This is a genomic window from Corynebacterium testudinoris (genome assembly GCF_001021045.1).
In the GTDB taxonomy this organism is placed as follows: Bacteria; Actinomycetota; Actinomycetes; order Mycobacteriales; family Mycobacteriaceae; genus Corynebacterium; species Corynebacterium testudinoris.
The window spans coordinates 1,522,633-1,545,671 of the sequence record NZ_CP011545.1 but is presented as its reverse complement, the minus strand read 5'-3'; the positions used below and the strand labels follow the sequence as shown (position 1 = coordinate 1,545,671).

At 62.5% G+C, this 23,039-nt stretch carries 23 protein-coding genes; 19 read left to right on the top strand and 4 right to left on the bottom strand.

Features of this window, described 5'->3' with window-relative positions; all coding sequences use genetic code 11:
- The first annotated feature begins 40 nt into the window (after window positions 1-40).
- Genes thrS through CTEST_RS07400 form a run of 6 tightly spaced genes read left to right on the top strand, consistent with a single transcriptional unit; the run spans window position 41 to window position 5,715 of the window.
- Window positions 41-2,098, top strand: coding sequence for a threonine--tRNA ligase (gene thrS, locus CTEST_RS07425; protein WP_047253209.1), 2,058 nt, complete (start codon window positions 41-43; stop codon window positions 2,096-2,098).
- A complete protein-coding gene (locus CTEST_RS07420; RefSeq protein WP_047253208.1) occupies window positions 2,058-2,660 on the top strand; it encodes an HIT family protein in 603 nt (200 codons plus the stop codon). The genes thrS and CTEST_RS07420 overlap by 41 nt, the downstream gene beginning before the upstream one ends.
- On the top strand, window positions 2,653-3,303 hold the full coding sequence (gene pgsA / locus CTEST_RS07415; protein WP_047253207.1) for a phosphatidylinositol phosphate synthase: 651 nt from the start codon (window positions 2,653-2,655) through the stop codon (window positions 3,301-3,303). Before CTEST_RS07420 ends, pgsA begins: the two co-directional genes overlap by 8 nt.
- Window positions 3,303-4,181, top strand: a complete 879-nt coding sequence (locus CTEST_RS07410) for a phosphatidylinositol mannoside acyltransferase (protein WP_047253206.1) — start codon at window positions 3,303-3,305, stop codon at window positions 4,179-4,181. The genes pgsA and CTEST_RS07410 overlap by 1 nt, the downstream gene beginning before the upstream one ends.
- Window positions 4,178-5,272, top strand: a complete 1,095-nt coding sequence (locus CTEST_RS07405) for a glycosyltransferase family 4 protein (protein ID WP_047253205.1) — start codon at window positions 4,178-4,180, stop codon at window positions 5,270-5,272. The genes CTEST_RS07410 and CTEST_RS07405 overlap by 4 nt, the downstream gene beginning before the upstream one ends.
- Window positions 5,269-5,715, top strand: a complete 447-nt coding sequence (locus tag CTEST_RS07400) for a LemA family protein (protein WP_047253204.1) — start codon at window positions 5,269-5,271, stop codon at window positions 5,713-5,715. Before CTEST_RS07405 ends, CTEST_RS07400 begins: the two co-directional genes overlap by 4 nt.
- Here CTEST_RS07400 and CTEST_RS07395 read toward each other — a convergent pair.
- Window positions 5,686-6,915, bottom strand: coding sequence for a glycosyltransferase 87 family protein (locus tag CTEST_RS07395; RefSeq protein ID WP_047253203.1), 1,230 nt, complete (start codon window positions 6,913-6,915; stop codon window positions 5,686-5,688). The two genes, CTEST_RS07400 and CTEST_RS07395, sit on opposite strands and share 30 nt — an antisense overlap.
- Before the next feature lie 116 nt (window positions 6,916-7,031).
- Here CTEST_RS07395 and pdxS point away from each other — a divergent pair, with 116 nt between their 5' ends.
- Entirely contained in the window at window positions 7,032-7,895 is an 864-nt protein-coding gene (gene pdxS, locus CTEST_RS07390) for a pyridoxal 5'-phosphate synthase lyase subunit PdxS (protein WP_047253202.1), read from the top strand.
- A gap of 7 nt (window positions 7,896-7,902) precedes the next feature.
- On the opposite strand, the gene CTEST_RS07385 is transcribed toward pdxS, so the two are convergent.
- Window positions 7,903-8,370: a DUF3817 domain-containing protein gene (locus CTEST_RS07385; RefSeq protein ID WP_047253201.1), complete on the bottom strand. Its 468-nt coding sequence runs from the start codon at window positions 8,368-8,370 to the stop codon at window positions 7,903-7,905.
- Window positions 8,371-8,464: 94 nt separating this feature from the next.
- On the opposite strand from CTEST_RS07385, the gene CTEST_RS07380 reads away from it, so the two are divergent.
- The 12 genes from CTEST_RS07380 to CTEST_RS07325 all read left to right on the top strand — a co-directional run bounded on the left by CTEST_RS07380 (window position 8,465) and on the right by CTEST_RS07325 (window position 21,104).
- Window positions 8,465-9,325, top strand: coding sequence for an acyl-CoA thioesterase (locus tag CTEST_RS07380; RefSeq protein WP_047253200.1), 861 nt, complete (start codon window positions 8,465-8,467; stop codon window positions 9,323-9,325).
- A gap of 117 nt (window positions 9,326-9,442) precedes the next feature.
- Window positions 9,443-10,195: a YebC/PmpR family DNA-binding transcriptional regulator gene (locus CTEST_RS07375; RefSeq protein WP_047253199.1), complete on the top strand. Its 753-nt coding sequence runs from the start codon at window positions 9,443-9,445 to the stop codon at window positions 10,193-10,195.
- A 78-nt stretch (window positions 10,196-10,273) separates the two neighbouring features.
- Complete coding sequence (ruvC, locus tag CTEST_RS07370; RefSeq protein ID WP_047253198.1) at window positions 10,274-10,816, top strand: crossover junction endodeoxyribonuclease RuvC; 543 nt, start codon at window positions 10,274-10,276, stop codon at window positions 10,814-10,816.
- A complete protein-coding gene (gene ruvA, locus CTEST_RS07365) occupies window positions 10,813-11,421 on the top strand; it encodes a Holliday junction branch migration protein RuvA (protein WP_047253197.1) in 609 nt (202 codons plus the stop codon). The genes ruvC and ruvA overlap by 4 nt, the downstream gene beginning before the upstream one ends.
- Before the next feature lie 16 nt (window positions 11,422-11,437).
- Window positions 11,438-12,514: a Holliday junction branch migration DNA helicase RuvB gene (gene ruvB, locus CTEST_RS07360; RefSeq protein ID WP_047253196.1), complete on the top strand. Its 1,077-nt coding sequence runs from the start codon at window positions 11,438-11,440 to the stop codon at window positions 12,512-12,514.
- Between the two features lie 58 nt (window positions 12,515-12,572).
- Complete coding sequence (yajC, locus tag CTEST_RS07355) at window positions 12,573-12,887, top strand: preprotein translocase subunit YajC (protein ID WP_047253195.1); 315 nt, start codon at window positions 12,573-12,575, stop codon at window positions 12,885-12,887.
- Window positions 12,888-13,066: 179 nt separating this feature from the next.
- On the top strand, window positions 13,067-14,884 hold the full coding sequence (gene secD, locus CTEST_RS07350) for a protein translocase subunit SecD (protein WP_236686056.1): 1,818 nt from the start codon (window positions 13,067-13,069) through the stop codon (window positions 14,882-14,884).
- Window positions 14,885-16,006 (top strand): protein translocase subunit SecF, encoded by a 1,122-nt coding sequence (gene secF, locus CTEST_RS07345; RefSeq protein WP_047253194.1) that lies wholly within the window; start codon window positions 14,885-14,887, stop codon window positions 16,004-16,006.
- Window positions 16,007-16,064: 58 nt separating this feature from the next.
- Window positions 16,065-17,693, top strand: a complete 1,629-nt coding sequence (locus CTEST_RS07340; RefSeq protein WP_311775545.1) for a periplasmic substrate-binding domain-containing protein — start codon at window positions 16,065-16,067, stop codon at window positions 17,691-17,693.
- Between the two features lies 1 nt (window position 17,694).
- Window positions 17,695-18,243, top strand: a complete 549-nt coding sequence (locus CTEST_RS07335) for an adenine phosphoribosyltransferase (RefSeq protein ID WP_047254297.1) — start codon at window positions 17,695-17,697, stop codon at window positions 18,241-18,243.
- Complete coding sequence (locus tag CTEST_RS07330) at window positions 18,240-20,528, top strand: RelA/SpoT family protein (RefSeq protein WP_047253192.1); 2,289 nt, start codon at window positions 18,240-18,242, stop codon at window positions 20,526-20,528. Before CTEST_RS07335 ends, CTEST_RS07330 begins: the two co-directional genes overlap by 4 nt.
- A 24-nt stretch (window positions 20,529-20,552) precedes the next feature.
- Window positions 20,553-21,104 carry a DUF421 domain-containing protein gene (locus CTEST_RS07325; RefSeq protein WP_047253191.1) on the top strand — a complete coding sequence of 184 codons (552 nt, stop codon included), beginning with the start codon at window positions 20,553-20,555 and terminating at the stop codon, window positions 21,102-21,104.
- Here CTEST_RS07325 and CTEST_RS07320 read toward each other — a convergent pair.
- Together CTEST_RS07320 and CTEST_RS07315 are read right to left on the bottom strand one after the other, a co-directional pair.
- Window positions 21,101-22,378, bottom strand: coding sequence for an HNH endonuclease signature motif containing protein (locus CTEST_RS07320; RefSeq protein WP_047253190.1), 1,278 nt, complete (start codon window positions 22,376-22,378; stop codon window positions 21,101-21,103). The genes CTEST_RS07325 and CTEST_RS07320 overlap by 4 nt on opposite strands.
- Before the next feature lie 204 nt (window positions 22,379-22,582).
- On the bottom strand, window positions 22,583-22,891 hold the full coding sequence (locus CTEST_RS07315; RefSeq protein WP_047253189.1) for a hypothetical protein: 309 nt from the start codon (window positions 22,889-22,891) through the stop codon (window positions 22,583-22,585).
- Between the last annotated feature and the right edge of the window lie 148 nt (window positions 22,892-23,039).

Sequence of the window (23,039 nt, the reverse complement as noted above, 5' to 3'; positions counted from 1 at the left end):
CCGCCGCCTGCGCGAGCGCAGTTAGGAGCGCAGCACAACCATGGTGAATGTCACCTCTGTCATCGAGCATCCCTCCTTCCACGTCGAAGCAGGTACTGCTGTCGGAACGGCCATGCGGGAGCTGGAACTCCCCAACAAGGGCGCCGACGCTATCGTCTGCGTGAAGGATGCGGAGGGCAACCTCAGGGACTTGTCTCACGTGCCGGATACAGCTGGTGAATTCACCCCGGTTCCTGCGAACTCGCCGGAAGGTCGCAGCGTCATTCGTCACTCCTGCGCGCACGTCCTCGCTCAGGCCGTGCAGGCGGAGTTCCCGGGTACGAAGCTCGGCATCGGACCGGCCATCGAGAACGGCTTTTATTACGATTTCCAGGTCGCGGAACCCTTCACCCCGGAAGATCTGAAGACGCTGGAAAAGCGGATGAAGAAGATCATCAAGTCCGGCCAGCGCTTCGAGCGACGCCTCTATGCCTCCGCTGAGGCGGCGGCGGAGGAACTGAAGAACGAGCCCTTCAAGCTGGAGCTCATCCAGGACAAGGGCAACGTTGACCCCAATTCGGATGAGGCGACGGAGGTCGGCGCCGGTGATCTCACCGCCTACGACAACGTCAATCCCCGCACGAATGAGGTCGAGTGGTCGGATCTGTGCCGCGGACCGCACATCCCGACGACGCGCTACATTCCGGCGTTCGCGCTGACGCGATCCTCGGCGGCGTATTGGCGCGGCAATCAGGACAACGCTGACCTGCAGCGCGTGTACGGCACCGCCTGGGAGACGAAGGAGGCGCTGGAGGAGTACCAGCTCATGCTGGCTGAGGCGGAAAAGCGCGATCACCGCCGCCTGGGCAACGAGCTGGATTTGTTCAGCTTCCCCGATGAGATTGGATCCGGCCTGCCCGTCTTCCATCCCAACGGGGCGATCGTCCGCCAGGAGATGGAGGAGCACTCGCGCCGCCGCCACATCGAAGACGGCTACTCCTTTGTCACCACCCCGCATATCACCAAGGCGGACCTGTACGAGAAGTCGGGACACCTCGGCTTTTACAAGGACGGCATGTTCCCGCCGCTGCAGGTCGACGCGGAGTATGACGCCGAGGGCAAGGAAACGAAGCCGGGCCAGGATTACTACCTCAAGCCCATGAACTGCCCGATGCACAACCTCATCTTCGATTCCCGGGGCCGTTCCTACCGTGAGCTGCCGCTGCGCCTGTTCGAGTTTGGCACTGTGTACCGCTATGAGAAGTCCGGCGTGGTTCACGGCCTTACCCGTGCCCGCGGATTCACCCAGGACGATGCCCACATCTACTGCACGGATGAGCAGCTGGAGCAGGAGCTGACCAGCGTCCTTGACTTCATCATCTCCTTGCTCAAGGACTACGGCCTCGACGATTTCTACCTGGAGCTTTCCACGAAGGACCCGAAGAAGTTCGTGGGATCCGATGAGATCTGGGAGCGCTCCACCGATATCCTGCAGCGAGTGGCCACCAACTCTGGGCTGGAGCTGGTGCCGGATCCGGAAGGCGCCGCGTTCTACGGCCCGAAGATTTCCGTCCAGGCGCGCGACGCGATTGGCCGAACCTGGCAGATGTCGACGGTGCAGCTCGACTTCAACATGCCCGAGCGGATGAACCTGGAGTACACCGCCTCGGATGGCACGAAGAAGCGTCCGATCATGATCCACCGCGCGCTGTTCGGTTCCATCGAGCGGTTCTTCGGCGTGCTGCTGGAGCACTACGCCGGCGCCTTTCCCGTGTGGTTGGCTCCGCACCAGGTCATTGGCATCCCCGTCGCGGACGATTTCTCCCCACACCTGGAGAAGATCACCGCCCAGCTGCGCAAGCGGGGCATCCGCGCTGACGTGGATACCTCCGATGATCGGATGCAAAAGAAGATCCGCAATCACACCACCGGCAAGGTGCCCTTCATGCTTCTGGCGGGTGCCCGCGATGTGGAAGCCGATGCGGTGAGTTTCCGTTTCCTCGACGGCACCCAGGTCAATGGCGTGCCCGTGGACGAAGCCGTGGAACTCATCGATGCGTGGGTGAAGGAGCGCATTAATGACCAACCGAGTGAGCAGTCTCTTGCAGCCCGCCGCTAATTCACCCTCGGAGAACGGGACCTACGTCGACACCGGCATCGGCATTGATGATCCGCTGACCCGCCTGTGGGCGCCGTATCGGATGGGCTACATCCAGAAGTGCCCGGAGGATGGCGCGCTCAACCGCCCGGCCGACCCATTCTTGGTGGCCCCGCAGCTCACGGACGAGGAAGCCCTCATCATTGCCCGCGGCGAAACGGTGTACGCGATCCTCAACTTGTACCCGTACAACGCCGGCCACCTCATGGTGATTCCTTATCGCAAGGTAGCCAATCTGGAGGACCTGACGGCGGAGGAATCCCAGGAGCTCATGGCGTTTGCTCAACGGTCGGTGCGTGCGCTGAAGATGGTGTCCCGGCCGGAGGGGATCAACGTGGGCTTTAACCTTGGCAAAGCTTCCGGCGGCTCGGTGGGGGATCACCTGCACATGCACGTGGTTCCTCGCTGGTCGGGTGATGCCAACTTCCTCACCATTCTCGATGGCACGAAGGTCCTCCCGCAGCTGCTTAGGGATACGCGGGCGTTGTTGGCCAAGGCCTGGATCGAGTTGGACGATGCTTAGCGTGCACGGCCGCAAGCCGGCCGCGGTGATCGTCGAGCCCGCCGCAAAGGCGATGCTCAAGTTGGGTCTGAGCCCCAATATCGTGACGGTGGCGGGTGCCATTATCACCATCGCTATCGCCGTGGTGTTCATTCCCACTGGTCACCTCGTGTGGGCGGCGGTGTTGTCGGGGTTGTTCGCCGCCTTCGACATGGTTGATGGCACGATGGCCCGGCTGCGCGGGGGTGGCACGAAGTTCGGTGCGACCCTAGATGCGACGTGTGACCGCATCACCGACGGCGCCTTGTTCGCCGCCATCACGTGGTGGCTCATCTATTCCTATGACGCGCACCCTTCGTTGGTCATTGCCTCTTTGATCGTCCTCGTGTCTTCTCAGGTCATTAGCTACGTCAAGGCCCGCGGTGAGGCGAGCGGTTTCACTATGGTCGGTGGCCTGGTTGAGCGGCCCGAGCGGCTTATCCTCGGCCTGGGTGGCATTGGCCTCCAGGGGCTGGGCGTGCCTTATGCCATCGACATCGCGTTGTGGATCCTGGCGGTTGGCTCCATCATCACCATCGTCCAGCGCCTGGTCATTGCGGCGAAATCGCCCAATGCCCAAGATGTCATCGCCCCGCCAGCCGGGGCTAAGGAGGCTGCCCACTGATGCGGGCCAGCCTCGATCCCGTGGCGCTGGGCTACCTGGCCGGTTGGTCGTTGGTGCGCCGCGTGCCGCTCCCGGTGGCGCAACGCTTGTTCCGCTGGGGTGCTGACCAGGCCAGCAAGCAGGGCATGGGAATGGAGCAGCTGCGCAAGAATCTCACCCGGGTGGTCGGGGCGGAGAACGTCACCGCGGAACTGGTGCGGAATTCCGTGCGCTCTTATGCCCGCTATTGGCTGGAAGCTTTCCGCCTCCCGTCGATGAAGGATGATCCGCGGCTGCTCGGGCAGCTGGTTGATAGCGTCGAGGGCCTGGAGTACCTCGATGCGTCGATTCAGTCCGGGCGCGGTGTCGTGCTCACGCTCCCGCACTCGGGGAATTGGGATATGGCGGGGTTGTTCCTCGTCCATCAGTTCGGCCAATTTGCCACTGTCGCAGAGCGGCTCAAGCCGGAGGAGCTTTTCGATGCTTTCGTGGAGTATCGCCAGTCCCTCGGCTTCGAGGTCTTAGCCCATGCGGGCGGTCAGCCGCCCTTTCCGCGCCTGCGGGAGGTGCTCATCGACGGCGGCGTCGTCTGCCTGCTGGGGGAGCGCGACCTCAAACAACACGGTGTTCCGGTGCAGTTTTTCGGCGAGGCCACCACCATGCCGGCGGGTCCGGCCCAGTTGGCGGTGGAGACCGGGGCGGCGCTTCACGCCGTCCACTGCTGGTTCACACCCGATGGGTGGGGTTTTTCCGTCTCGCCGGAGGTCACCGTGGATGAGCTTGGTCCCACGACCCAGCGCGTCGCGGATCACTTTGCCGCCAACATTGCCCAGCACCCAGCTGATTGGCATATGCTCCAACCCCAATGGACCGCCGATGTGCGAAGGAGGCGCGGATGAGAATCGGGATCGTGTGTCCGTATTCCTTCGACCTGCCGGGTGGAGTTCAAGCCCACATCCTTGATTTGGCGCAGGAGCTCATCAACCGGGGCCACCACGTCGAGGCGATTGGCCCGGCTAACCCCGACACGGTGCTGCCGTCGTTTGTCACCAAGGGTGGCCGTTCGGTGTCTATTCGCTACAACGGTTCGGTCGCCCGCTTGGCCATTGGCCGGCATGTCACGGAGCGGCTACGAGCGTTCATCACTGAGGGCCAGTTCGATGTTCTTCACATCCATGAGCCGAATTCGCCCAGCTATTCCCTCGCCGCCCTGCGCATCGCCACCGGGCCCATCGTCGCCACCTACCATGCCTCCAGTGCGGGCTCGCTCGCGCTTTTGGTCGCCCGCCCGATCCTGCGTCCCTCCTTGGAGAAGATCCGCGGAGGCATTGCGGTGTCGGAGATGGCCCGCCGGTGGCAGGTCGAGCAGCTCGGTGGCGATCCGGTGCTCATCCCCAACGGGGTTGATACGTCCCGTTACGCTGCCAGCCGGGTCCTGCCGACCGACGGCGGCCCAGTTGAGATCGTGTTTCTCGGTCGCCTCGATGAGTCTCGCAAGGGCCTCGACATTCTTCTTGATGCCCTCCGCACCGTCGACCGCGACATCCGCGTCACGGTCATCGGTGGGGGAAAGCACCGCGAGGTCCCCGGGGTGGACTTTGTCGGCCGCGTCAGCGATGACGAGAAGGCCGAGATCCTCGGGCGCGCCGACATCTACGTTGCCCCGAACACTGGCGGCGAGAGCTTCGGCATCGTGCTGGTGGAGGCGATGGCGGCGGGCTGCGCGGTCGTCGCCAGTGATCTGGAGGCCTTCGCCAGCGTCTGCGACGCCGCCTCGGATCATCCCGCGGGCCGGCTCTTTGAGACGGGTTCCGCACCGGCGTTGGCCGCCGCCCTCACAGAGCTTATCGACGACCGCGCGCAGCGCGATCAGCTCATCGCCGCCGGCACTGCGCGTGCCCGGCGCTACGACTGGGACACCGTGGCCAGCGATGTGCTGCAGGTGTACGAGACGGTGGCGGATGGCACCACAGTGGGAGTGGCCCGATGATCTGGTACATCCTCCTGGCCATCATTCTCACGGCCATTGCCCTGTGGGCCTACTTCACCGCCCAGCGGCTTAACCGACTCCACATCCGCACCGACGCGGCGCTGGCCTCCCTGCAGGCGGCCCTGGACCGCCGTGCCGCCGTGGTCGCCGTCGTCCTTCCTGCGGCCCGAGAGATCGCCGCCTCGGCCGAATCGATTCCCCTGGCCAGCGGAAGCTTCGAGGAAAGGATTAGCCGGGAGTCTGAACTGACCACGGCGATGGAGCCGGTGGCGGAGAAGGTGCCCGTCCAATTGGCTGACGCCGACGTCCGCGTGCAGCTAGCCCGCCGTTTTTATAACGAGGCAGTCGCCGATACGCGGGCATTGCGCCTGCGCCCCGCCGTCCGGGTGCTCCGGCTCGGCGGCACCGCGCCGCTACCGGAGTTTTTCGAGTACCGCCCGTGAGGTCGCGAACAAGCGGCGACATTCTTCCACCATCCAGGCCACAGCCCACCACAACAACACGAGCATGAGCACGTTGCGCACCACCAAGAAGGTGAGCGCAATCGCCCCGGACGTCGATTCAATGTACAGGAAGAGCTGGTCGTAGAACAGGGGGAAAATCAATAGGCTCAACACGGCGATGGCGACGGACAGCCACGCCATCTTCCGGACATAGGGGGACGCCGACAGACACAAACACACCGCGATGAGCGGACCGAACCACACCGTGTACTGCGGCGAAAAAACCTTGTTGGTAACGATGAGCACGAGGACCAACACCAGCGCGAACGCGACTGCGGGGCGCGGGTGCCAGCGCTGGGTGAAGAAAAGAAAAGCAGCCCACGCAATCGCCGCCAGGAGAGCGCCGTACATGATCGCGTCGATCACCACGACCGCGACATCGGTACCGGGGCCCACGATCTCAAAACTCTTCGACGCAGCGTAGTCAATCGGGAAAGACTCCGGCCGAAAATGGGCCGCGACCATGAACGGGGTGGCCACGAGGGACTCAATCTGCAGGCCACGGTCGCCCTGGTACTGCAAAGGGCTGAGCAGGCGATCTACCCCGGAGGTGAGGACGGTGATCACGCTCAACGCCGTCAGGGTGCCAAAGAACACGGCCAACCGCACCCACGTGGCAGAAGAGCGCCAGCCGCCCACAAGCGTCGCCGCTAACGCCGCAGGCCAAAGCTTGACGGCCGCAGCGCCCGCGAGCAAAGCCGGAGCAACCCGGGGGTGGCGGGTGAGCAACGCTGCGAATGCCGCAACGAGCATGCCTGGGAAGATATCCAGCCGATAAACCAGGACCGGACCCACGGCGAGGCCGAAAGCACTCCAAAACCATGCCGCCTCAAAGCGGCGGGTACCGCCGAAGCGGAGGAGGAGCGCGAGAAAGACGGCGTCGACAAGCAGACACATGGCGGGAAACGCCAACCGGAACAGCTCCGCATTCTCCCCAGTCACCATGGCAAGCAGGTGGACCGGCCACACCCCGGCGTGCGGGTACTCCGTCATATCAGTGGGATTAGTGCCATAAACGCCAGCGAAATAGTAATCAACATCCCCGAGAGTCTGGGGTTTGATGATCAACAGGGCTATTAACCCGAGACGGGCGATGACCCACCCAAGCCACACGCCGGCCACGGACTTCAGTTTGAACATGTTGGGAATAGTAACCCTGGCACGAATAGAAAGCCGCTTTGGTGTCACTAGATCGACCGCGTGCCGCCTATGGTTGTCGGAACAGACATTGTGGACTCTCGAAGGAGCAAAAGTAGATGAGCAATTTCACATCCGTGGATCAATTCGCGGGCGGCGTCATCATGGACGTGGTCAACCCCGAGCAGGCGCGCATCGCCGCCGACGCCGGGGCCGTCGCCGTCATGGCCTTGGAGCGCGTACCGGCCGACATCCGTGCCGAGGGTGGCGTGTCGCGGATGTCCGACCCCGACATGATCAACGGAATCATCGCGGCGGTGGACATCCCAGTCATGGCCAAGGCTCGCATCGGCCACTTCGTCGAGGCCCAGGTGCTCGAAGCCCTCGGCGTTGATTTCATCGACGAGTCCGAGGTCCTCACGCCCGCCGACTACGCCCACCACATCGACAAACGAGCCTTCCGCACCCCCTTCGTGTGCGGCTCCACCAACCTGGGTGAAGCGCTGCGACGCATCAATGAGGGCGCCGCGATGATCCGCTCCAAGGGTGAGGCCGGTACCGGCGATGTCTCCAATGCCGTCACCCACATGCGCACCATCCGCGCGGAGATCGCCCGCCTGACCACGCTGGCCGAGGACGAACTATTCGTCGCCGCCAAGGAACTGCAAGCCCCCTACGACCTCGTCGTCGCCGTCGCGCGCGAAGGACGCCTGCCCGTCCCGCTGTTCACCGCCGGCGGCGTGGCCACCCCGGCCGACGCCGCCATGATGCGGCAGCTGGGCGCCGACGGCGTCTTCGTCGGCTCCGGCATCTTCAAATCCGGCGACCCCGCCAAGCGCGCAGCCGCCATCGTTGAAGCCGTGAACAACTACGACAACCCTGAGGTCATCGCCCGGGTGTCCGCCGGGCTGGGCGACGCCATGGTGGGCATCAACGTCGATGATCTGCCCGTCTCACACCGCCTGGCCGAGCGCGGCTGGTAGGGCAGGTCTAGCCCGCGATCGACTCAGGATCGTAGGGCTGGCCCATCGCCAGCAAGAGGACAAACACGATCGCGATGATGACCAGCAGGATCACTCCAGAGCGCAGCGGGTGCCGCACGAACTGAGCGAGGACCTTCTCCGGCAGGGTCTGCGGCTGCTCGGCGGGATCGCGGAAGCGCCAGTTCCCCTCGAGTAGGCCCCGTCGTTCGGCCCACAGCGAGTAGGGCCACGCGGCCCAGGGAATGACCGATACGGCGAGGCCCGCGATGCCGTGGGCGAAGGACCAGCGATTATTCACCCACAGCAAGATGGTGATGGCGACGAAGCAGAGAAAGCCGAAACCGTGTATGCCACCAGCGAAGGGCATCACCGCCTCCGTCGTCCCGCTGTACTTGAGGATCATTCCCACGATGAGCACCGTCCAGGTGAACATCTCAGTGGCAGCGGCGAATCGGTGAAGCTTCATCGGTGTCATGATGCTTCATGCTACTGGGTGGCACTTTTTTCCTCCGCGTAGACTCGGCTGCTGAATTGTGGACTAGTTGACCGGAGAAGGAGACTGCCCCGCCGTGAGTGACATTGAGTACATTCTCAGCCTGGAAAAGATCGACCGCGACATCTTCCGCGGTCCGGCGGTGAAATCGACGTTGGCCCGCACCTTCGGCGGGCAGGTGGCAGCTCAGGCGCTCGTCGCGGCGACAGAGACGATTAGCGATGGGGGCAAAGACGTCCACTCCTTGCACGGCTACTTCGTGGCCCCCGGTAAATCATCGGTGCCGACAGTCTTCCTCGTTGATCGCATCAGGGATGGTCGCTCCTTCTCTTCGCGGCAGGTCCGTGCGGTGCAGGACGGGGAAACGATCTTCTCCATGCAAGCTAGCTTCCATCAGCGCGGCGATATCGGTCCCGAGCATTCGGACATCATGCGCGATGTCCCAGGGCCTGAGGAATTAGAACCCTTGGATGGCACCGCGCCCCACAGCTCCCGAGCGCTCCTCGATGAGTGGGGCGATTGGGACATCCGAGTGGTCCCGAGTGACCGCTACGAGCACAATAGGTACACCCCCAGCCAGCAGGTGGTGTGGTTTCGATCCAAACGCCCACTGCCGGACGATGACACCTTGCACGTGTGCACCCTGGCATACATGTCAGACATGACGCTGTTGCATTCTTCCTTGGTTCCACATCCCGGGCATCGGGTGCAGATGGCCAGCCTCGACCACGCGATGTGGTTCCTTCGCCCCTTCCGGACGGACGAGTGGCTGCTCTATGACCAGGTGTCCCCGTCGGCGTCTGCCGGCCGAGCCTTGACCCACGGGCGGATCTTTGACCGGGCCGGCAACTTGGTGGCGATGGTCACCCAGGAGGGTCTCACCCGCACGCTTCGCGACGGCGCGGAATCCATACCGCTGCGTCGTCCCGAAAGCTAAGCAACCTGCTGCGTATAGTGGAGCGAGTCACAACATCAACGACGTCACCGTGCTCCCTGCCGTGTCAGGCAGGTTGAGGGTCGAATGATGGCGCAAGTTTAGAAAGGTAGTGAGCAGATGTCAGGCCATTCCAAGTGGGCAACCACCAAACACAAAAAGGCTGCGAACGACGCCAAGCGGGGCAAAGAGTTCGCCAAGATGATCAAAAACATCGAGGTGGCAGCCCGACAAGGTGGTGGTGATCCATCGGCCAACCCCACCCTCGATGACATGATCAAAAAGGCCAAGAAGGCCTCCGTCCCCAATGACAACATCGAGCGCGCCCGCAAGCGCGGCTCCGGGGAAGAAGCCGGCGGCGCCGACTGGGAGAACATCACCTACGAGGGTTATGGCCCCAATGGTGTGGCCATGCTCATTGAGTGTTTGACGGACAACCGCAACCGCGCCGCCACCGAAGTACGCACGGCGATGAACCGCAATAACGGCAACCTCGGCGAGTCCGGTTCGGTCGCCTACATGTTCACTCGCACTGGCCTCGTCTTCGTGGCCAAGGGGGAGCTGGCCGAAGACGATGTGCTCATGGCCGTCCTCGATGCCGGCGCCGAGGAGGTAGTGGACCTGGGGGAGAAGTTCGAAGTCATCTGCGCGCCGACCGATATTGCCGCCGTCAAGGCTGCCTTGGAAGAAGCTGGAATCGAGGTCGACGACACCGACCAGGATTTCCGTGCCTCCGTGCAGGTGCCCCTGGAGGTGGATGACGCGAAGAAGGTTCTGCGGCTTATCGACGCCCTGGAAGATTCGGACGATGTCCAAAACGTCTACACCAACATGGAGCTTTCCGACGAGGTCATCGCTCAGCTCGACGACTAGTTCCACTTTCGGACAAGTGTGCTATACATTGAGGTGGTTGTGCGTCTAGCAAGATGAACGGAAAGGGCGGTGGGTCGGATGGACCTCAATGGCTTGCGAGTCATGGGCATCGACCCCGGCCTCACCCGCTGCGGCCTTTCTGTCGTGCAAGCTGGACACGGCCGGGCGGTATTCCCCGTCGCCGTTGGCGTGGTGCGCACACCGGCGGCCGAAGATCTCACCGGGCGCCTGCTCCGGCTGTCTAATTCCGTCAACGAGTGGATGGATGACTATCAGCCGGACGTCGTGGCCATTGAGCGAATCTTTGAACGCGGCAACGTCTCCACCGTCATGCACACCGCTCATGCCGTGGGCGTCCTCGTCCTATCTGCTGCTCAGCGCGGGATCCCGGTGCATATGTACACCCCCTCCGAGGTGAAAAAGGCCATCTCGGGAAACGGCCGCGCGGACAAGAAGCAGATGACCATCATGATTACCCGCATCCTGGGTCTCAGTGAGCCGCCCAAGCCTGCCGACGCCGCCGATGCACTCGCCTTGGCTGTTTGTCACTGCTGGCGCGCCCCACTCTTAGCCCGTCAAGCAGCCTTAACCTCCGTTCCCCGACAAGGACAACACCCATGATCGCCTCTTTGCGCGGCCGCGTGCTCTCACTTGGCCTCGACCACGCCGTCATCGAATGCTCTGGCGTCGGCTATCGGGTGGAAGCCACGCCCTCCACTCTGGCCACCCTGCGCCGTGGGGAGGAACAGACGGTGCTGACCTACCTGGCGGTCAAGGAAGACTCGCTGACTCTTTACGGCTTTACCTCCGATGAAGATCGCTCGATGTTCCACCTATTGCAGACTGTGACCGGTCTCGGCCCGCGACTAGCCGTCGCATCCTTATCCGTCATGAACGCAGGCGAGATCTCGCAGGCCATTGCTGGGGGTGATGCCAAGGGATTGCAACGGATCCCCGGAGTGGGCAAACGCATGGCCGAACGCCTGGTGTTGGAACTCAAAGACAAGGTGGCAGCCTTTGCCCCGGCACCCGAAGACGAGGCCATTCAGGTCACTCTTCCGTCGACGGCGGAGGCCGTGGCCGCCCAGGTGACCGAAGCGCTCGTGGGGTTGGGATTCAGCGACCGGATTGCCCAGCCAGTCGTGGAGGGGTTGTTGGCTGATAACCCGGAGCTGGATACCGCGTCAACGTTGCGGGCTGCTCTGTCCGAACTGGGCCGGAAATAGGGGAGTGGCCTGAGCAATGTCGGATATTGAGCGCACAGAGTTCCAGCTGCCTGATTCAATAAAGCCTGCGAGTCGCGCGGTGGATGCGGCTGTCGCGCCGCAGCAACAACCGGGGGAGCAGGATCCCGAAACCACTCTGCGTCCGCGGAGCTTGGACGAGTTCATCGGGCAGCGCAAGGTCCGTGACCAGCTTTCCCTGGTCCTCACCGGAGCTAAGCGCAGGGGAGTCACCCCGGACCACGTTCTCTTATCGGGACCTCCCGGCCTGGGCAAGACCACGATGGCGATGATCATCGCCCAAGAGCTGAACACGAACTTGCGGATGACGTCGGGACCGGCCTTGGAGCGCGCCGGTGACCTTGCCGCCATGCTGTCCAACCTCATGGAGGGCGATGTCCTCTTCATCGATGAGATTCACCGCATCGCCCGCCCGGCCGAGGAAATGCTCTACATGGCGATGGAGGACTTCCGGATCGATGTGATCGTCGGCAAGGGTCCGGGCGCTACGTCCATCCCTCTGGAAATCCCGCCCTTCACTCTCGTCGGCGCCACCACCCGCTCGGGAATGCTCACCGGACCCCTGCGGGATCGCTTCGGCTTTACCGCGCAGATGGAGTTTTATGACGTCAACGATCTGACCCGCGTGGTTACCCGCGCCGCCAAGATCCTCGATCTCACCATCGACCCGGATGCCTCTGTTGAGATCGCTTCCCGCTCCCGGGGCACACCCCGCATTGCCAACCGCCTCCTGCGGCGAGTGCGGGACTTCGCCGAGGTTAACGCCGACGGTCACATCAATCTCTCCGCCGCTCAAGGGGCACTCAAGGTTTTCGATGTTGATGAAGTCGGCCTCGATCGCCTCGACCGCGCCGTCCTCAGTGCACTCATCAAGGGTCATGGGGGAGGGCCGGTGGGCGTGAACACCTTGGCCGTGGCCGTGGGCGAGGAAGCTTCCACGGTGGAAGAAGTGTGTGAGCCTTATCTCGTCCGCGCCGGCCTCATCGCCCGCACCGGCCGAGGGCGGGTGGCTACCGCCTCGGCGTGGCGTCACTTGGGGTTGGTCCCGCCGGAAGGAACCCTCGGGCTGCATTAGGGGATCCCACCTGAGCCAAGTAGTCCTGTGTCCTGGTCGTCTGGCACACTAGGTGACCATGGAATCCCTTCTCCTTGTCCTCCTGTTGGCCGTGTTTCTCCTTCCCTCCTTCTTCATGATGCGCTCCCAGCGTCGTCGCCAGACCGCTATGCGCGAGCTGCAGAACAGTGTTTCCGTCGGTGACCGCATCGTCAACGTCGCCGGTATTCATGGCACTGTCGTCGCGGTTGAGGGCGACCTCGTGACCCTGGAAGTTTCCCCGGGCGTCGAGATGACCATGGACCGCATCGGCGTCATGCGTGTTCTAGAAGCTGCCCCCGTGGAAGAAGTGACGGTGGTCGAGGAGATTGAGGATCACCCCGAAAACCGTTAAACACGGTTCGTTGTTTTCCGGGGTGCGGTCGCTTGTCGCCAACACTCCGGGTTCCTTCCATGACGTAGCATGATGAGCTGTACATCCGCTTCGGCGGTCCCATGCTTGTTTCAACCTGCCACCCCGCCACGCCTGCGCGCGGTTTGAGGGTGGTGCTTGTTCCCAGAGGAGTTACCTCATTGTCCGCATCATCCCGACTCGCCTCCAGCGGTAGTAGTCAGAGGACATGGCCGAAGCGAGCTATCGCGATCTTCGTCCTTATTCTCGCTGTCGTGTACGCCCTCGTGTTTTTCACGGGGGATAGGCAGGCTACCCCGAAACTTGGTATTGACCTGCAGGGTGGTACTCGAGTGACTCTCGTTCCGCAGGGCGATGAGCCGACTCAGGAGCAGCTGTCCCAGGCCCGGGTCATTCTGGAAAACCGTGTCAACGGCATGGGCGTGACCGGCGCTAGCGTCGTCACCGATGGCAACACCCTCGTCATCACGGTCCCGGGCGAGGACACCTCGGAGGCCCGCGCAGTGGGGCAAACCTCTCAGCTGCTGTTCCGCCCGGTCGCTCAGCCCGGAGCGCCGAACATGGCTACCCTGCCGGATGTGCTCGGTGAGATGGCGAATGAGTGGGTCAGGCTCGGGGTCATCACCAAAGAGCAGGCGGACGAGTCGATTGCGGTCCTGGTCAACGCGATCAATACCCAGCAGGCTGAAGGAACCGAGCAGGTTCAGGCCCCGCAGGTCACGGCTACGGCGTTGCCGGATCCGGCTAACTCCATTGAGGCGACTGAGCGGCGTCAGCAGATCACGGAGCAGTTGAGGGCGGATCGTCAGTCGACTGATCCCACCGTGCAGGCAGCGGCCAGCACGCTCCTGCGTTGCGACGCTGTGTCGGATCCCATCTCCGGCACCGACGACCCGTCCCTCCCGCTGGTCACCTGCGAGGCGGCCAGTGGCCAGGTGTACCTGTTGGACCCCGCCCCGCTGCTCGCGGGCGTGGAGGATCCGCAGGGCCCGCGCCTCACCGGCAATGAGATCAGCACGAGCGATCCCATCACGGGCGGCTTTAACTCCCAGACGGGTCAGATGGAGATCAACTTCTCCTTCAAGACCGATGGTTCCCCCAACGGTTCTGAGACCTGGGCGCGGCTGACCACCCAGTACCTCCAGCAGCAGATCGCCATCACCTTGGATTCTCGGGTCATTTCGGCCCCGGTCATCCAGTCGGCGACCCCGTTCGGCTCGGCCACCTCCATCACGGGGCAGTTCACGCAGCAAGAAGCCCAGGACTTGGCCAATAACCTCCGCTACGGCGCCCTGCCCCTCTCCTTCGCGGGTGAGGATGGCGAGCCGGGTGGCACTGCCCAGTCCGTGCCGGCCTCCCTCGGTGCGGCCTCGCTCCAGGCTGGCCTCATCGCTGGCGTTGTCGGATTGCTCCTCGTGGCAATCTTCGTCTTCGCCTACTACCGGGTGTTCGGCTTCATCTCCCTGGCGACCCTGTTTGCCGCGGGCCTGCTGGTCTACGGTTCGCTCATCCTCCTGGGACGCTGGATTGGCTACTCCCTCGATCTGTCCGGCGTGGCTGGCCTCATCATCGGTATCGGTACCACGGCTGACTCCTTCGTCGTGTTCTATGAGCGCGTCAAGGATGAGGTCCGGGAGGGCCGCACCTTCCGGTCGGCGATGCAGCGTGGTTGGGATCGCGCGAAGCGCACCATTGTTACCGGCAACATGGTCACACTCATCGGCGCGGTGGTCATCTACTTCCTCGCGGTGGGCGAAGTGAAGGGCTTTGCTTTCACCCTCGGACTGACCACGGTCTTCGACCTGTTGACCACGTTCCTCATCACCGCTCCGCTCATGCTGCTGGCGGCCCGCAAGCCCTTCTTTGCCAAACCATCGGTCAATGGCATGGGGAAGGTCTTCGAGCTGGCGGAAACGCACCGTCGAGAAGCAGCCGAAGGCGCCACTGCAGACGCAACCACCACCACCGAGGAGAAGTAGATGAGCACCACAACCAACTCACGTGGCACGTTCAATCGCCTCTACACCGGTGAAGGCGGCATCAACTTCATTGGTCGCTCAAGGCTGTGGTACCGCATCGCGGCAGCGCTGGTGATCCTCAGCATCGCGGCGATCGGCTTCCGCGGCTTCGACCTCAGCATCGATTTTGAGGGCGGCACCAAGATGAACATGCCGGCCGCCGAGCTCACCACCGAACAGGTGCAGGAGACCTTCATCGACGCCACTGGTGTCACCCCGGAGATCACCCAGATCGTCGGCTCGGGTGATGCCCGCACGCTGGAAATCAACTCCGAGCGCCTCACTACCGAGCAGGTCGATTCGGCCCGGGCCGCGATCTACGAGCAGTACCAGCCGTTAGATGCGCAGGGGCAGCCCTCGCCTGACGCAATTGGTGATTCGACAGTGTCGGAGTCCTGGGGCTCGACGATTACCCAGCGCATGCTCATCGCGATGGCCGTCTTCCTTGCTCTAGCGTTCCTCTACATTGCCCTCCGGCTGGAGAAAGAAATGGCGGCGGCGGCGATGATCGCCCTCGTCATCGATGGCATTGTCATCGCCGGCATCTACGCCGTGTTCGGCTTCGAGGTATCCCCGGCGTCGGTCATCGGCTTGCTCACCGTGCTGTCCTTCTCCATCTACGACACGGTCATCGTCTTCGACAAGGTGCGGGAAAACACGGCCGGGGTGACGGACTCGCGGCGTAGTACCTACGCGGAAGAGGCGAACCTGGCGGTCAACCAGACGGTCATGCGCTCGATCTCTACCTCGGTGATTTCCGCGCTGCCGATCATTGCCCTCATGGTGGTCGCCGTCTGGATGATGGGCGTGGGCACACTCAAGGATCTGGCGCTCATCCAGCTCATCGGCGTCGTGGAAGGTGTCTTCTCGTCCATCTTCTTGGCCACCCCGATCCTCGTGTCGCTGGCTAATCGCCGGAAAGACATTCGCGCCCACAACCAGGAAGTTGCGGATTACCGCAACGGCATCGTTGACGGTGAGGAGGCGACGGACGTCGACGACGCGGACGTCGATAAGCGGACCGTGGCTTCTCCGACGGCTCCTCCGTCAGTGGGAACCAGCTGGCGGCCTGAACGCCGCTAGTCCCTGCGCCTATAATGATTTGATCATTGGAGAATTGGGCGAAGGAAGCGGGGCCTTGGTGGCACGACGATCTTGGCAAACGATTGTGGCGGCGGCGCTGGTAGCGGCAACCGTCGGCCTCAGCGCTTGCACGCCCGGCGACGGCGAGGGCGCTGATACGGACCAAAAGTCCAGCACAGAGCACTTCGGCTACCTGGTGGATACCCAGCTGGTGACCACGAATGCGGGCACTGTCGTCGGCGCATCCTCCAACACCGAAGCACTGTCGGGGCGGCTCTACCCGGCCGTTTTCGTGCCCGGGCCATCGGGGCAGATGATTCCCAACTCGGACATGGTGCAGACCCAAGTGCTGCCGGGGGTACATCGCAAGGTCATCTACACCCTCAGCGACAACGCGCAGTACTCCGATGGCACGCAGATGACGTGCACCGATTTTCTGTTGTACGTCGTCGCCGGCCAAAACCCCGACCTGTTCGGATCGCACCTGCCGCTGACGAAGCAGGTGAGCAACATTGAGTGCGAACCAGGAGTCAAGCGGTTCACCGTCGAGTTTGGTGATGACGGTGGTGGACGCTGGCGTCATCTCTTCGGCCCTGGATCGGTGATGCCCGCACACGCGATCGCCAGGAAAGCTGGCATGAGCGTGAATGATCTCCACGGGGCGCTGCGCAATCGTGACGTAGCGGCGCTGCAGGAGCCGGCCCGGATCTGGCGCGATGGTTTCAGCCTCCAGGAGTTCGACCCGGAACTGCAAGTCAGCTCGGGGCCGTTCGTGGTGGAGCGAGTCGGTGCGGACGGCGAGGCAATCCTCGGCGTCAACCCGCATTATTACGGCGACAGCCCGCGCCAGGACAGCCTCGTCGTGTGGCCGCACACGGCAGACCCAGCCCAGCTGGCCGAGGTCGGTGCTCTGCGCATCGCGGATATTCGCAGCGAGAACCCAACATGGGTGAATCGGGATGACCCGACGAACAAGTTCATCATTGAGGCGCAAGCTGGTGATCTCACGGACACGCTCATGCTCGGCGAGCTGGGGATATTCCAGCAGAGGACGTCACGCGCGGCGTTTGCGGCATGTGTGGACCAGGCGGCAGTGGCGGGGGCATCGTCCGAAGTGTCTGGCATTGAGGTGCCGCCGGTGCTGTTGCGCACCGTCATGCACCATGACCCCGTGACGGCGCAGATGCAGGATATTACTGACCGCCAGGCGGGCGTGGATATCCCCAAGGCGAGTGTGCTCGCCGGCTACACCATCCGGATTGGCTACCCCGGCCCGGATGAGCGGAAGGCGGCGATGGTGCAGGCGATTGCGCGTTCCTGCGAACCCGCCGGAATCACCGTGGTGGATGCTTCCGCCGAGGGATCGACCATGGCCGACATGCCGCGGCGGGAGACCTCCGAGTGGGGCGGACAATTCATCACTGAGGGCACGGTGGATGCGGTTCTCAGCGCGGTGGATCCCCTCGCTGAGTACGGCACGGTGTCGGCGCGTGCCCCGGAGATTGACGGCCTGCGCGCGGCGGAGGACTATCTCTGGGAGGAAGTTCCCACGATCCCGCTCTCAGCCCAACCCCGACGATTCGTGATCGACCGCACAGTGGGTAACGTAGTTGTGTACACGGGACTGGCCGGTATTGGCTGGAACATGGACCGCTGGCATGTGAGTGAGGACGGCAATGCTCGATAAGATGTCGAATCAGGATAGGAAGTACGCCACGGCCAAGGAGGCCCTCGCGGAAAAGATCCGGTTGGTGCAGGATTTCCCAGCTGAGGGCATCTTGTTCGAGGACCTGACACCAGTGCTTGCCGACGCCGATGCTTTCCACATCGTCGTCGACGAACTCGCCGCCGCCTGCCGCGACCTCAACGCCGATCTCATCGGCGGGCTTGACGCCCGCGGCTTCCTGCTCGGCTCCGCTGTCGCCTACGACTTGGGGCTGGGCATCTTGGCCATCCGCAAGCGGGGAAAGCTCCCACCGCCGGTCCATTCCCAGGAATACCAGCTGGAATACGGCACCGCCGCCCTCGAGATCCCTGCCGATGGGCAGGATCTCCAGGGCAAGCGGGTTGTGCTTGTCGACGACGTCCTGGCCACCGGTGGCACACTCGTCGCCGCCCGCAAACTCATTGAAAAGTGCGGGGGAGTCGTTGTCGGATACGTCGTTGTCCTCGAAGTACCGACGCTAGGGGGTCGTGAGAAGCTCACCGGCTCGCCGCTGGTGGTGATCAACGCATGACGCAGGAACGCCCCCGCAATCGATCCAATGTCGGCGTGCGCAGCATGTCCGCGCGCCTGGCCCGCAGCCTCACCGGCAACCGCGGTCGCACCAACCCGGTCCTCGACCCGCTGTTGTCGATCCACCGGCAGTTCCACCCCAAAGCCGACGCCGAGTTGCTCAGCCGCGCCTACGAAACCGCCGAGCGCCTCCACGACGGGGTGTTCCGCAAATCCGGTGACCCCTACATCACCCACCCGCTGGCCGTGGCCACCATCGCCGCCGAAATTGGCATGGACACGACCACGCTCGTGGCTGCCTTGCTCCATGACACCGTCGAAGACACCGACTACGGCCTGGAGCAGCTCACCGAGGAGTTCGGCGCTGAAGTTGCCCGCCTCGTCGACGGCGTGACCAAGCTGGACAAAGTCGCCCTCGGCGCGGCCGCGGAGGCTGAGACGATCCGCAAAATGATCGTCGCCATGGCCCAGGACCCACGTGTCCTCGTGATCAAGGTCGCCGATCGCCTGCACAACATGCGCACCATGCGTTTCCTCCCGCCGGAGAAGCAGGCCAAGAAGGCTCGCCAAACCCTCGAAGTCATCGCCCCATTGGCGCATCGCCTGGGCATGGCCAACGTCAAGTGGGAGCTCGAAGACCTCTCCTTCGCCATCCTCTACCCCAAGAAGTACGACGAGATCGTCCGCCTCGTCGCCGACCGCGCCCCCTCCCGAGATCGGGCCCTCAAAGAGATCATCGAGCAGGTGACCTCCGCTCTCCGGGAAAACAACATTGAGGCTGAGGTCGCTGGGCGCCCCAAGCACTATTGGTCGATCTATCAGAAGATGATCGTCCGCGGCCGTGACTTCGATGAGATCTTCGACCTAGTCGGAATCCGCATCCTCGTGGACACCGTGAACAACTGCTACGCCGCTATTGGCGTGGTCCACTCGATCTACTCGGCTCTGCCCGGTCGCTTCAAGGACTACATTTCCTCGCCTCGCTTCGGTGTCTACCAGTCCCTCCACACCACCGTGCTCGCCGATGGCGGCAAGCCCCTCGAAGTCCAGGTCCGCACCAACGAGATGCACTACAACGCCGAATTCGGCGTGGCCGCGCACTGGCGCTACAAGGAGACCAAGGGCTCCCACAAGGGCGACCGCGAAGAAGTCGACCAGATGGCGTGGATGCGCCAGCTGCTTGACTGGCAGAAGGAAGCCGCCGACCCCAACGAGTTCCTCGATTCCCTCCGCTACGACCTCACCGCCAAGCAAATCTTCGTTTTCACCCCCAAGGGCGATGTGGTCAACCTTCCCGCCGACTCCACGTCTGTGGACTTTGCCTACGCAGTCCACACTGAGGTGGGGCACCGCTGCATTGGCGCCAAGGTCAACGGCAAGCTCGTGGCACTGGAATCGAAGCTGAAGTCCGGCGACCGAGTCGAGGTCTTCACATCGAAGGACCCCAACGCTGGCCCTTCCCGGGACTGGCAAGATTTCATCGTGTCCCCGCGGGCCAAGGCGAAAATCCGTCAATGGTTTGCCAAGGAACGCCGCGAAGAGCATCTCGACGCCGGCCGTGACGCCCTCGCCGCCGAAGTCCAGCGCGGTGGCCTCCCGCTGCACCGCCTCTTCACCGCGCAGTCCATGAAGACCGTGGCCACCCAGCTGCATTATCCCGACGTCGATGCCCTCTATACCGCCATCGGCGCGGGTAATGTCTCCGCCCAACATGTGGCCAATCAGCTCATGGCCATCTTCGGCGATCAAGACGACGCCGTCGATGCCCTTGTCGCGCGCTCGCCCATTTCGGAGATCATCAGCTCCCAGGCAAAGGCGGCGGATTCCGAGTCCGGCACCGGCATCCTCGTCGAGGGAAGCCCTGACGTCATGGCCAAGATGGCCAAATGTTGCCAACCGGTCCCGGGCGATGACATCTTCGGTTTCGTCACCCGTGGCGGGGGAGTCTCTGTCCACCGCACCGACTGCACCAACGCTGACAAGCTCAAGGAAGAACCTGAACGCCTTATCCAGGTCTCCTGGGCGCAACAAAGCGTTCAGGGCGGAGCGTTCGCCGCAACGCTGCAGGTCGAAGCGTTGGATCGCCAAGGCCTGCTCTACGAGATCACCCGCGTTTTCAGCGAGCAAAAGCTCTCCGTCATGTCGATGAACTCGCAGGCCTCCGACGATCACATCGCCATGATCCGCATTACGTTCACTGTCTCTGACACCAAGCAGCTCGGTCAGCTGTTGACGACCCTGCGCAACACCGAAGGAGTCTTCGACGTCTACCGCGTCAATTCCTAATATCAACGCGTAACGTGGGCAGGCGTGGATAGGCTGCTTGGTGAACTGACCATCGAACCCTGGCGGATACCCGTCGTCGTCATCTCCGCCGTGGGTATCTATTTGGGCTTCATGGTGTTGGTGAAGCTCTTCGGCTCCCGGGTACTCACCTCGATGACTGCTTCCGACGCCGTCGTGGTCATCATGTTCGGCGCTGTCGGTGGTCGTGTCATCCTGGGGCACCCGCCGACCCTTGCGGCTGGCCTGATCGGTTTGCTGACACTGATGCTTCTCGAAGCCGCCTTTGGCACCCTCCGCCGCTACACCGGCTGGGGAAAGATGATTAACCGCCAAGCCGTTCTCATTGTCGCGCACGGTGAACTCCAGTCCGACCTCATGCGTCAAGCCCACGTCAGCCGCACAGACGTGTACACGGCGGTGCGACGAGCTGGTCTGGGATCGTTGGACCTTGTGCAGGCAATGTTCCTTGAACCCACCGGCACCCTCTCCCTCATCCGGACGGGTCAGAGCATTCAGCCAGAGATTCTCCGCAGCGTTCAGGGGGCTGAGCGACTGGAGAGTGGGAAGGCTTCTTAGATCGGTGGTGGCTCGGGTTTGGGCGGGGGACCGGCCCGTTCCACCTCATCGGCCCTTTCTGCTTGGGACTGGGCCCTGATCCTCGCGCGGCGTTTTTCTATTCGTTGAGATACTGTCTGCATCCATCGCCGCTCGCTGTCTGCCAGCGGCCCATTTGCCTCAGCCTCGGCCCATGTTCCGTCTTCGAACAGGAAGAACTTGTGTCGGGTGTGCGAGTCCATGACGTACGTCATCCGACGGTCAGTCTTCATCGTATGGTGCTTCACACACAGCGGCGCAAGATTCGCGGCAGTGGTGGGGCCACCATCGGCGAAGTTGATTCGATGGTCCATCTGCGCGGAATGCGCAGGGGCGCCGCAGCCGCCCATCGCGCACGTCCCCTCTAATCCGACAACCATGGAGCGGATATCCGGCGGCGTCGTATATGCGGAAGAGACCTTGTCCCGGAGGGAATCGATATCAACTTCTTTGGTACCGCGATCTAGCAACTGTTTTGTCGCGGTTGCGCTGAGATAGCCGATCCCGGATAGCCACCCTGGGGCCTTCCGGATGTCACTGGCCTTGAAGAGATTGATCGTCACATTTGTTGTGCCTTCGCCCTTGAGCAATGCGACCAATGCCTCGGCCTGGCTGATCCCATGTGCCAGGGCATGTTTCCTCACTCGGAGCTCGATCTCATGGGCACTGACAGCATCAAGATCTGCCCTGATCACGCCCCTATCTTCGTAGTAGCCAACGCCGAAACTATCAGAGGGAGCTGGGGCCGGATCGTTCTCACTAATCGACTCATCCAACATCGTGATGATTGCGTTGAGACGGTTCTTAATCTTGCCTGCCGAAGGGAGGATCTGGTTTGGCCGGGACGTCATGAGAAACTCCGTCAGCGCCGAGTCAATGAAGCCCAAATGCTCGTCGATCGAGATGTCCGCTTTGCACAAGACACTATCGATGGCCTTCAACCGCTCTAGATCAAGGTGAAACCAGCATTGCTGGAGGTCATGCAATTGTGGCAATTCCCGAAGCCGATAATGAGCGTTGATCGCGGACATGAGGTACTGATCTCCCCGGCCTAGTAGCTTGCGTAGACGGGCGAGAACAATCTCAATGTCTTCGTCATTGCTGGGGAGCGCGGACTGCCACAAGAAGTAGTCTTCGCGCCGCATACGAGTGCCCAGGATCGAGATCGGATCATGGATCGAGCTCACTGCGAAATAATTGATCGGATCGAGCATCCGGTGGCGCTCAAACTCAAACAAGCTCTGGTGAAGATCCATGATCCCCCCTCCCAAAGTATCGTTCGGATGTTCTAATGATAGAACAGATAGACGACACTGACAAGGCCCGGTAGAAAATAATTTCGATACTCTGGTCGGTGTGGGCTCCCGGCTGTAGTTCATGGGTGGATGGGGAGTATCCCCATGCAAAAAGCCGCCTCCCCCAAATGGGGAGGCGGCTGAAGCTTAGCTTCTGCTACGTGCCTACTTCAGGTACTTCTGCACGAAAGCGAAACCGGCAGAAAGGGCGCCGATGATGGCGGTGAAGAGGCCGATCCAGGTCTTCCACTGATCAGCGGTGGTGTTTTGGATGGAGGAGCCCTGTTCGTTGCCTTCTTCGCCTTCCTTTTCGGACTTGGAGGAGCCAGGGAAGGAGTCAAAGCTGGAGCCGCTGGCGGCCGTCGTCGGCGGGTTGTCCCCTTCGGCAGCGAAGGCCGGTGCGGACATGCCGGAGGTGGTCAGGGCGAGAGCGGTAGCAGCGGCAACCAGGGCCTTGCGAGAAGTAAGCTTCATGAATTTTCCTTCGGGAAGGGTAGTACTTGGACGGTTGAACTTTAACCCGCCACCTGCAAGTTTGCAACAGTTTGATATCAACCATTGGGTACCCTGTGAATTCTCGCAGGTCACGGCCATTCGATTGTGTTCGCTGTTACAGAAAATC

Coding starts and splice junctions, on each gene's coding strand:
- CTEST_RS07375 (WP_047253199.1), top strand. CDS start 9,443: ATGTCAGGCCATTCCAAGTGGGCAACCACCAAACACAAAAAGGCTGCG.
- CTEST_RS07385 (WP_047253201.1), bottom strand. CDS start 8,370: ATGACACCGATGAAGCTTCACCGATTCGCCGCTGCCACTGAGATGTTC.
- CTEST_RS07395 (WP_047253203.1), bottom strand. CDS start 6,915: ATGTTCAAACTGAAGTCCGTGGCCGGCGTGTGGCTTGGGTGGGTCATC.
- CTEST_RS07335 (WP_047254297.1), top strand. CDS start 17,695: ATGTCGAATCAGGATAGGAAGTACGCCACGGCCAAGGAGGCCCTCGCG.
- pdxS (WP_047253202.1), top strand. CDS start 7,032: ATGAGCAATTTCACATCCGTGGATCAATTCGCGGGCGGCGTCATCATG.
- secF (WP_047253194.1), top strand. CDS start 14,885: ATGAGCACCACAACCAACTCACGTGGCACGTTCAATCGCCTCTACACC.
- CTEST_RS07400 (WP_047253204.1), top strand. CDS start 5,269: ATGATCTGGTACATCCTCCTGGCCATCATTCTCACGGCCATTGCCCTG.
- CTEST_RS07330 (WP_047253192.1), top strand. CDS start 18,240: ATGACGCAGGAACGCCCCCGCAATCGATCCAATGTCGGCGTGCGCAGC.
- ruvB (WP_047253196.1), top strand. CDS start 11,438: ATGTCGGATATTGAGCGCACAGAGTTCCAGCTGCCTGATTCAATAAAG.
- CTEST_RS07410 (WP_047253206.1), top strand. CDS start 3,303: ATGCGGGCCAGCCTCGATCCCGTGGCGCTGGGCTACCTGGCCGGTTGG.
- CTEST_RS07320 (WP_047253190.1), bottom strand. CDS start 22,378: ATGGATCTTCACCAGAGCTTGTTTGAGTTTGAGCGCCACCGGATGCTC.
- pgsA (WP_047253207.1), top strand. CDS start 2,653: ATGCTTAGCGTGCACGGCCGCAAGCCGGCCGCGGTGATCGTCGAGCCC.
- CTEST_RS07315 (WP_047253189.1), bottom strand. CDS start 22,891: ATGAAGCTTACTTCTCGCAAGGCCCTGGTTGCCGCTGCTACCGCTCTC.
- ruvA (WP_047253197.1), top strand. CDS start 10,813: ATGATCGCCTCTTTGCGCGGCCGCGTGCTCTCACTTGGCCTCGACCAC.
- yajC (WP_047253195.1), top strand. CDS start 12,573: ATGGAATCCCTTCTCCTTGTCCTCCTGTTGGCCGTGTTTCTCCTTCCC.
- CTEST_RS07420 (WP_047253208.1), top strand. CDS start 2,058: ATGACCAACCGAGTGAGCAGTCTCTTGCAGCCCGCCGCTAATTCACCC.
- CTEST_RS07405 (WP_047253205.1), top strand. CDS start 4,178: ATGAGAATCGGGATCGTGTGTCCGTATTCCTTCGACCTGCCGGGTGGA.
- thrS (WP_047253209.1), top strand. CDS start 41: ATGGTGAATGTCACCTCTGTCATCGAGCATCCCTCCTTCCACGTCGAA.
- ruvC (WP_047253198.1), top strand. CDS start 10,274: ATGGACCTCAATGGCTTGCGAGTCATGGGCATCGACCCCGGCCTCACC.